Consider the following 7,257-nt stretch of genomic DNA (forward strand, 5'->3'; position numbering starts at 1 on the left):
TTATTATCGATTAAAATTTATTTTGAGAGTGAGAAAACAAGAATTATCTAACCCCAATAGAGAAACATTTAATACTATTATTATAAACAATTTAATGGGTAAAGTGGATGTTCGGAATGTGGTTAATGTGATCAAAAGGAAAATGAGGTGTTGTTAAAGAAAACAATCAAATGGACAGGGATGATACTACTGGGTGTCGGCGCAGTTAGCACGACCTTGTGGCTCACCATTCCACGTTGGTTACCTGTTGTGGCTAAAAGCTATTTACCTGAAGGTGTTTCACTCTCTTTAACACAACCTAGGTTACAACAATGGGGTGTTTTTATTGATGATATCGCATTAAAAAGTGATAGCTGTACCTTGGCTAATGTGCAGCAATTTACGTTTAACTATCAAAAACAGCAAATTGATAGCCTATCATTTAATAGTCAACAACTTGCTATTAACGAAGGGTGTTTTTCACAATTATCTTTTGCAGATAAAAAAGAGACCGCAACAGTTCCTCTCGATATTCATGCGTTATTAGCTACTATTCCTCGCTTATCGGTTGATATTAATCATGTTTCTTTAATGGATAATCAGCGCTATAACGGCCATTTTCAGCTTAAAAGTGATACAAATGGGCGATTAATCAGCTATCAGGGAGATAATACGCAGATACAAGCGCTGATCCGTGATAATCAATGGTTAGATATTAAACAATTAAAGATTAATTTACCTGACGATAATCAGATAGAGCTGGCGGCTGAAATAGCGTTACCCCTTAATGTTGATTCATTACCAGAAAATGGTTCTATCAGCACAACATTGTTAACATCCTATTATGCTTACCCATTAGTCTTTATTGCTCAATGGCAAGGGAATAGCGGTACTATTTCTATTGCTGAACAAGGTGGAGGGCAAGCGTTAGCTGTGTTGCCTTGGAATGTAACTGCAGAAAATATCACGATAGAAAAAGGGCGTTGGGAATGGTTTGGGTTTGATCAACCCTTACGTGGTGGTGTGAATATCAACATTGCCCAGTGGCAGCAAGGATTAACGGGATTACGCTTAACTGCGCGCTTAAATGTTATGACGCAAGGGCATGCAGGAAAAGGGAATTTAGTGATGACGATACCTGAAACGGCGATTAACTGGTTAGATGCTGATATACCTATTCAATTGACAGGCATTGTAAATAAAGATCTCATGCAAGCCAGTGCACAACTTCCCGTTAAAGTGACTGGTATGTTGACAGATCCTACTATCGAATTTCAGCCCGGTTCACTATTACGCTTTAAAGGGCAACTAACAGAAACGCTGACGGTAAAAGATGCTCGTTTACCACTGGCTGGCTCAACATTATCTTCCAAAGGATTTAATGGTCACCTAAATGCGATTGTGTTAGCTGAAGATACTATTTGGGGAGATTATCGGGTCCATTTTGCTGGACGTTCGACCGATTTCTTACCTGATCAGGGCAATTGGCAATGGCGTTATTGGGGAGAGGGCAATTTATTGCCATTAAAAGCGCGTTGGGATATCGCTGGAACTGGCTCTTGGGTAGATAACATGGTGAGTTTTGAGACATTAAATACCGGATTTGATGTTTTAACTTACCAGCATACCAGTATGTTAGCCCCCAGATTGACGCTCTTAACGCCATTTCGTTGGTTAAGAGACGATAAAAACCCATTATTTGAAGGAAAATTGAAGTTAACCAGTCAACGAATCGATTTTCCTGCGGGGGGATTCTTAGATAGAGCTCACTTTATTGCTAGTGTAAAAGGCCAATCTCCTTTTCGTTTTAATATGAAAGGCGAGCTCAATGCCAAGCCAACTATTGGACCGATAACGATTAATACACGTTGGGATGGTGAAAGGCTAAGAGGGCAGATGCGTTGGCCTGCACAACCAATCAATGCCTTTCAATCTTTATTGCCAGAAAAATTAGGCATCACATTAGATAATGGCGAATTTTATACACAAGCTGACTTTTCTATTGCCCCTCAACAAGGTTTAGTTGCTGGTGGACATTTAGTAGTTAAGCAAGGCAGCATGTGGCTAAAAGATGGCGTATTAGAAGGACTCGATTTTATTTTACCTTGGCGTTTAAACGGTGATGAATGGCAACTAGGTGTGAAGCAGCCAGTGCAATTACGGATTAAGCGCGTCAATAATTTATTTGAAATGACAGACATTACCGCCGATCTGCAAGGATTTTACCCTATTACAGAAGCAAAACCTTTAGTCTTATCTAATGTCAAGGTTGCTATGCTTGATGGCACTATTTCTATGGCTAAATTAGCATTACCACAGCATGAAGCGGCGATTATCTCATTAGACAATCTAGAGTTAAGTCGGCTTTTCACTTTATTGAAGGTGACCCAATTTGCCGCATCAGGTAAAGTCAGTGGCGAATTGCCTTTCTTTATCAATAATAATCAGTGGATAGTGAAAGATGGGTGGCTGGCTAATTCATCGTACTTAACCCTCAGGCTTGATAAAGATTTTGTTGACTCTATTGATGATAGCAATATGACAGCCGGTGTCGCTATGGCATGGTTACGATATTTAGAGATTAGCCGCTCTTGGACGCGGGTTAATTTAAGCAACCTAGGTGAATTAGTGCTTGAAGCGGAAATCCAAGGGAAAAATCCATTGGAAGACAAACGGCGACAAGTAAATCTTAATTATCGCCATCAAGAAAATATTTTTCAGTTATGGCGCAGCTTGCGATTTGGTTCGCAATTGGAAGAGTGGTTAGAAAAGAGCCTATCCGATTTAGGGAGTGAGTCAGAATGATGTTATTATTTTTAAAAAGACTATTTTTATTTGTTATTTTCACTATCGGCATATCAGCACTCACTGGATGTATTCGATTAGAGGTTGCTACCCCGGAAAAACCGATAAACATTAATATGAACGTTAAGATTGAACATGAAATTAATGTCAAAATAGATCGCCAAGTTGAAGACTTGCTGAAAAACAATAGTGCTATATTCTAACGCTGGGGTGAATAATGAATTATAAAAAATATCTCTTTAGTTTTGCATTAATCACAGCATTGATTAGTTCAAATGCCGTTGCTTTAACACTTGATGAGGCGCGCGCGCAAGGCTTAGTAGGGGAAACTTTTAGTGGTTATGTTGAGTTAGTACAACCAAACCATAAGCAAGCTCAAATATTGGTGAATGAAATCAATCAAGCCAGAAAAGCCAAATATGCTGAAATTGCTAAAACCAATCAAGTGACTCCTGAATCTGTTGCCCGTTTAGCGGGTGAAAAATTAGTGGCAAGAGCCAATTCAGGTGAGTTTGTTAAAGGAATTAATGGGCAGTGGGTTAAGAAATAATATCCACTACCCAAGTAGCGATAAAAGAGAGACTAAATTATTCTCATAGCGTTGATATAGTGATAATACTTATTATCACTACAGTACTCTGTTTTCTACACCCGCAAATTCATTATCATTTTCAACAATCTGATCTTTTGCTTCCACAATGAACGTAATACGAGAAGATATATACCCTGGCTTTGCGCGAAGATTATCTTTTTTGACATAATTTATAAAGAAATTAAAATAAGCAGTACCACTTTCATCAATAATTTTAGTGAATGTATTTTTCTGATTTAAATCAATAGGATTATTTTCATCATCAATTAATTGGAATGTCACATTATCACTTGCTTCAGAGCCTGTTACATCGTTGATAAGGTAATCATTATTAAAATCAATATTTGTATTATCAATACGTAAAGTTATTTTAGTATTCTTTTCTGAACAAAGACTAAAAACTATAGCAATTCTTTTAGAATATCTGTCATTAGCTAAGGTTCCTGCATAATTGCTAGGGAAAGAATCAGGACGTATACTTCTAACTTTAGTGCTATTAGGTATGTCAAAGCTACAACTTATTGGCGCTGGTAAACTACCTCTTCTATTATCAGATAAAGCAATAAAAGGGAAGTATAGTAATAATAGAGGAATTAAAAATGTTATATTTATTGATTTCATAGAAACACCTTACATAAATATTCAAGAATAAAAATTATTCATTATTGGCAATAAATTTGTTTCTTAATAATTGAATTATTTTTACTTTCATTTTTTACGTTATAATGGAAGAAACATTGTTGCTCCTCTGTATCTCCCCATTTTACTTGTACCGTTCCGCTTTCTTTTATTCCGGAGAGGAATATTCTATTGTGGTCATAGACAGAATCACTAGAAATGAGATTATTATTATCATCAAATGCCATTACATTGGCAGCAAAAGGAATTGGTGTATTTGAGGTAAATAAAACATTATAGCCGATATTTATAGGGAAATTGATTTTTGCTACCGCACCTAAAGTGGGTACGATGATTTTACTTTGAGTTTTAGTATTACTAAATTCAGGTAACGAATTTATGTTTAGTCCAATAGTATTTTTACGATATGGCATGATGTGCGGTAATATTAAATTACCGTTATTGTCTGTAGTGGTTTGTGAAGAACGATTAGTTTTAATTCCGGCAATGCCATTAGTATTTACAATAGCAAAAGTATTACCTAAATCAGGTGCCAAAGTTATTCCACTTTGATGTAACACTATCGCACCATCAATCCCCAATCTTAAATTGGTTTTATTATTAGATGATTTATTTGCATTAATAGAATAAGATTGATATCTCCCCTTATACTGAGTATTTACTGAAGTATGATAGCCAGCATTTGGGTGGCTAAAATCCCGTCGGTAATTAATAGAATAGCCTAAGCGATAGTGTTCTAATAAACTTCCACCTATAGTCGTACTATTTATATAACCTTTATTGTTTGGATGATAATCAAATTGATTGCTTACCCAATGATAGGATTGAGAGCTATTTGTTAGTGGAATATTAAAATTTAAAGAAAAATGATTGTCATTATAATATCTTTCATTTTTATATTGATATTTTATACTATAATTCATTTTTTTTATAGAAGATGATAGAGAAGTATTGATTGTAAAGTCATTTTTTCTTTTGGCATAAGAATTTTGATGATAACCAATAGAAAATGTCCCGAAAGATTTAATCGGTTGAAAGAGAGAAATTGTATAGCTATTTTTTATGTTGTCTGTTTGACTTTTTCTAATGCTAACACTATCAGATTTTATTGATTGATAATGGCTAGAAGATATATTTAAAGAAGTACCAATATTGCTCCATCGTTTATTATAGCGCAATTGGTATTTTAATAGATTATTGTGTTCAAAATAACTAATATCACTGGCTACTCCCCCCCAGCGTCCTAAATCTAATGATAATCCTGAAAAGAAAGTATTGCTATTCAGCTTCTTTCTAATTGCACCATAAGCGGTTATTTTTTGATTAATACCATAGGAGAACTCACCCAGTAAAAAAATAGGGTTATTATTTTGATTATTAAACTGGTTATATCTATCATAAGAATATCCAGAAATAAAATTATATTGATAACGACCTTTTTTTAATTGGTTTGGCATTGTAGTAAAGTAATGCGTACTTTTTCTTATACGTCCATCTGCTTCTTTTATTTCTAATACCAATTCATTGCTACCTATAACAGGTAGATCGTTTAAAATAAAAGGCCCAGGAGGAACAATAGTTTCATAAATGGTTCTTCCTTGTTGTTTCACTTTAATTTCAGCATGAGATTCTGCAATCTCTTCTATAATAGGACTATTCATATAGAGATCATTACCAGAGAGCAAATCACTAGATATAAGTTGAAATCCAATTAATTTATCTGTTGATAACATTCTACTGGTTGGTCGAAATTCCCCCACATTAAGCGTTGCCAACAGCGTATTTAATTGATGATAAGCATATAATGAGTATAGCTTAAATTGCTGTTGCTTATCCGTATGATGATAATAACTTTTACTACGTACTCGCCAAGCACCTAAGTTAGCACCTGAATTAAAACTGATTTTGTGTTCTATCTTATTTTGATTGTTATATTTGCCAAAATAAGAATATGAGCTAAACAAAGCAGTGACACCATCATCCCATAAAACTTGGCTAGCAAGCATATTTTTTTTATTATCTAAGGCTTTTTGTGGAATAGTTAAATATAATGATTGCGAGGAAAAATTATATTTAAAATCAATATTGTAATCGCTTAATAACAAATCCGAATTTAAATCAACAGGAATATTATAAAAAGATGGGTCAATATTTAAACGAATTAAATCATTAATATTAATCCTTGGTGTTAATATACCGTCTTTATTTTCATAATATAAAATAATGGTTTCTTTTTTATTTTCGTTGATATAAATATTTGTTGAGTAATAACCATCAGGATGTTCATTATTTAATAACTTGCCGATGGTTTTATTATCAATGTTTGACAATACACTTTTATATAGAGAATGAATATTATTGTTAGCAATAGAAAAGAGAGGGTATGCATTTAATATCAATAGCAAAGATGTTTTTAGTCTAAAACTTATCTTACTCATAAATAAGTTCCTTTGGGGTTGCAATGATAGTCTGCTCATACTCATCGACTCTCTTCCAATGTACTTTTCTATCTTTGATATTTTTAGTTATATTTTTATTTTTTATACTGTAATTTTTAAATGGCGATAGGGTTATTCGTTCATTTAATATATCAATGTTATCTACCTTTGCTTCTGCTATGGTAATAAAATAAGGAGTGGGGTTATTTATTTTAATAAAATCTTCATCATTAATAAAAAAATTAATATCTTTATTATCACTTTTGTTAATAATATTGCTAGGTGTATAGAAAAGATTATATATTGAGTTTAAAGAGATAAGAAGCAAGTTTTTATCAGCCATCTCATCATCTATAACTGGAACTACTTTTATATTTACTCTATATACAGATTCTTGGTTGATTTCTTTTATATCATCCGTTTTGATAATTTTTAATGTAAAATTATCATTTGGTGCTAATCTTATTAAGCTAGGAGAAATGATAAATGGTGCCTCACTATTATCTTCTTTGTTATAGTGTGATACCCAACTTTGAATAATATAGGTTTTTTGTTCGCTTTTATTTCTTATGTCAAATAGAATTTCCTTATCTTGTTCTTTATAAAAAAATCTATCCTTATTAATTTGAATAGAAGCATAACATGAGAATGTAAAGACAAATGATATTATATAAACAATATATTTTTTAATCATATGTTTTTTTAATTAACCATTAGTTAAGTTATTTATTGTATTAACCTATAAATAAAAAGCCGGTATTTCCCCGACTTTTTATTGGGTTGAAAATTAAAGCAGAATTATAT

General features: G+C 33.2%; 6 protein-coding genes. 3 read left to right on the plus strand and 3 right to left on the minus strand.

The features are described from left to right. Positions 1-147 precede the first annotated feature (147 nt). The 3 genes from AACU98_RS00865 to AACU98_RS00875 are packed head-to-tail and all read left to right on the plus strand — an operon-like array spanning position 148 to position 3,334. Entirely contained in the window at positions 148-2,784 is a 2,637-nt protein-coding gene (locus AACU98_RS00865; protein WP_161734676.1) for a YdbH family protein, read from the plus strand. Then, positions 2,781-2,987 carry a YnbE family lipoprotein gene (locus AACU98_RS00870; RefSeq protein WP_004242803.1) on the plus strand — a complete coding sequence of 69 codons (207 nt, stop codon included), beginning with the start codon at positions 2,781-2,783 and terminating at the stop codon, positions 2,985-2,987. Before AACU98_RS00865 ends, AACU98_RS00870 begins: the two co-directional genes overlap by 4 nt. A gap of 14 nt (positions 2,988-3,001) precedes the next feature. Further along, positions 3,002-3,334: a YdbL family protein gene (locus AACU98_RS00875; RefSeq protein ID WP_004248000.1), complete on the plus strand. Its 333-nt coding sequence runs from the start codon at positions 3,002-3,004 to the stop codon at positions 3,332-3,334. Positions 3,335-3,412: 78 nt separating this feature from the next. Here AACU98_RS00875 and AACU98_RS00880 read toward each other — a convergent pair whose 3' ends face one another. Genes AACU98_RS00880 through AACU98_RS00890 form a run of 3 tightly spaced genes read right to left on the minus strand, consistent with a single transcriptional unit; the run spans position 3,413 to position 7,147 of the window. Further along, positions 3,413-3,997, minus strand: coding sequence for a fimbrial protein (locus AACU98_RS00880; protein WP_161734679.1), 585 nt, complete (start codon positions 3,995-3,997; stop codon positions 3,413-3,415). Positions 3,998-4,038: 41 nt separating this feature from the next. Beyond that, positions 4,039-6,453 (minus strand): fimbria/pilus outer membrane usher protein, encoded by a 2,415-nt coding sequence (locus AACU98_RS00885; protein ID WP_161734682.1) that lies wholly within the window; start codon positions 6,451-6,453, stop codon positions 4,039-4,041. After that, positions 6,446-7,147: a fimbrial biogenesis chaperone gene (locus AACU98_RS00890; RefSeq protein ID WP_004251315.1), complete on the minus strand. Its 702-nt coding sequence runs from the start codon at positions 7,145-7,147 to the stop codon at positions 6,446-6,448. The genes AACU98_RS00885 and AACU98_RS00890 overlap by 8 nt, the downstream gene beginning before the upstream one ends. Positions 7,148-7,257: the final 110 nt, after the last annotated feature.

The organism is Proteus sp. G4380, from assembly GCF_963885725.1.
Taxonomy (GTDB): Bacteria; Pseudomonadota; Gammaproteobacteria; order Enterobacterales; family Enterobacteriaceae; genus Proteus; species Proteus mirabilis.

What these genes read in the sequence shown, in the direction of transcription:
- AACU98_RS00880 (WP_161734679.1), bottom strand. Translation starts at nt 3,997, where the DNA reads ATGAAATCAATAAATATAACATTTTTAATTCCTCTATTATTACTATAC.
- AACU98_RS00890 (WP_004251315.1), bottom strand. Translation starts at nt 7,147, where the DNA reads ATGATTAAAAAATATATTGTTTATATAATATCATTTGTCTTTACATTC.
- AACU98_RS00885 (WP_161734682.1), bottom strand. Translation starts at nt 6,453, where the DNA reads ATGAGTAAGATAAGTTTTAGACTAAAAACATCTTTGCTATTGATATTA.
- AACU98_RS00870 (WP_004242803.1), top strand. Translation starts at nt 2,781, where the DNA reads ATGATGTTATTATTTTTAAAAAGACTATTTTTATTTGTTATTTTCACT.
- AACU98_RS00875 (WP_004248000.1), top strand. Translation starts at nt 3,002, where the DNA reads ATGAATTATAAAAAATATCTCTTTAGTTTTGCATTAATCACAGCATTG.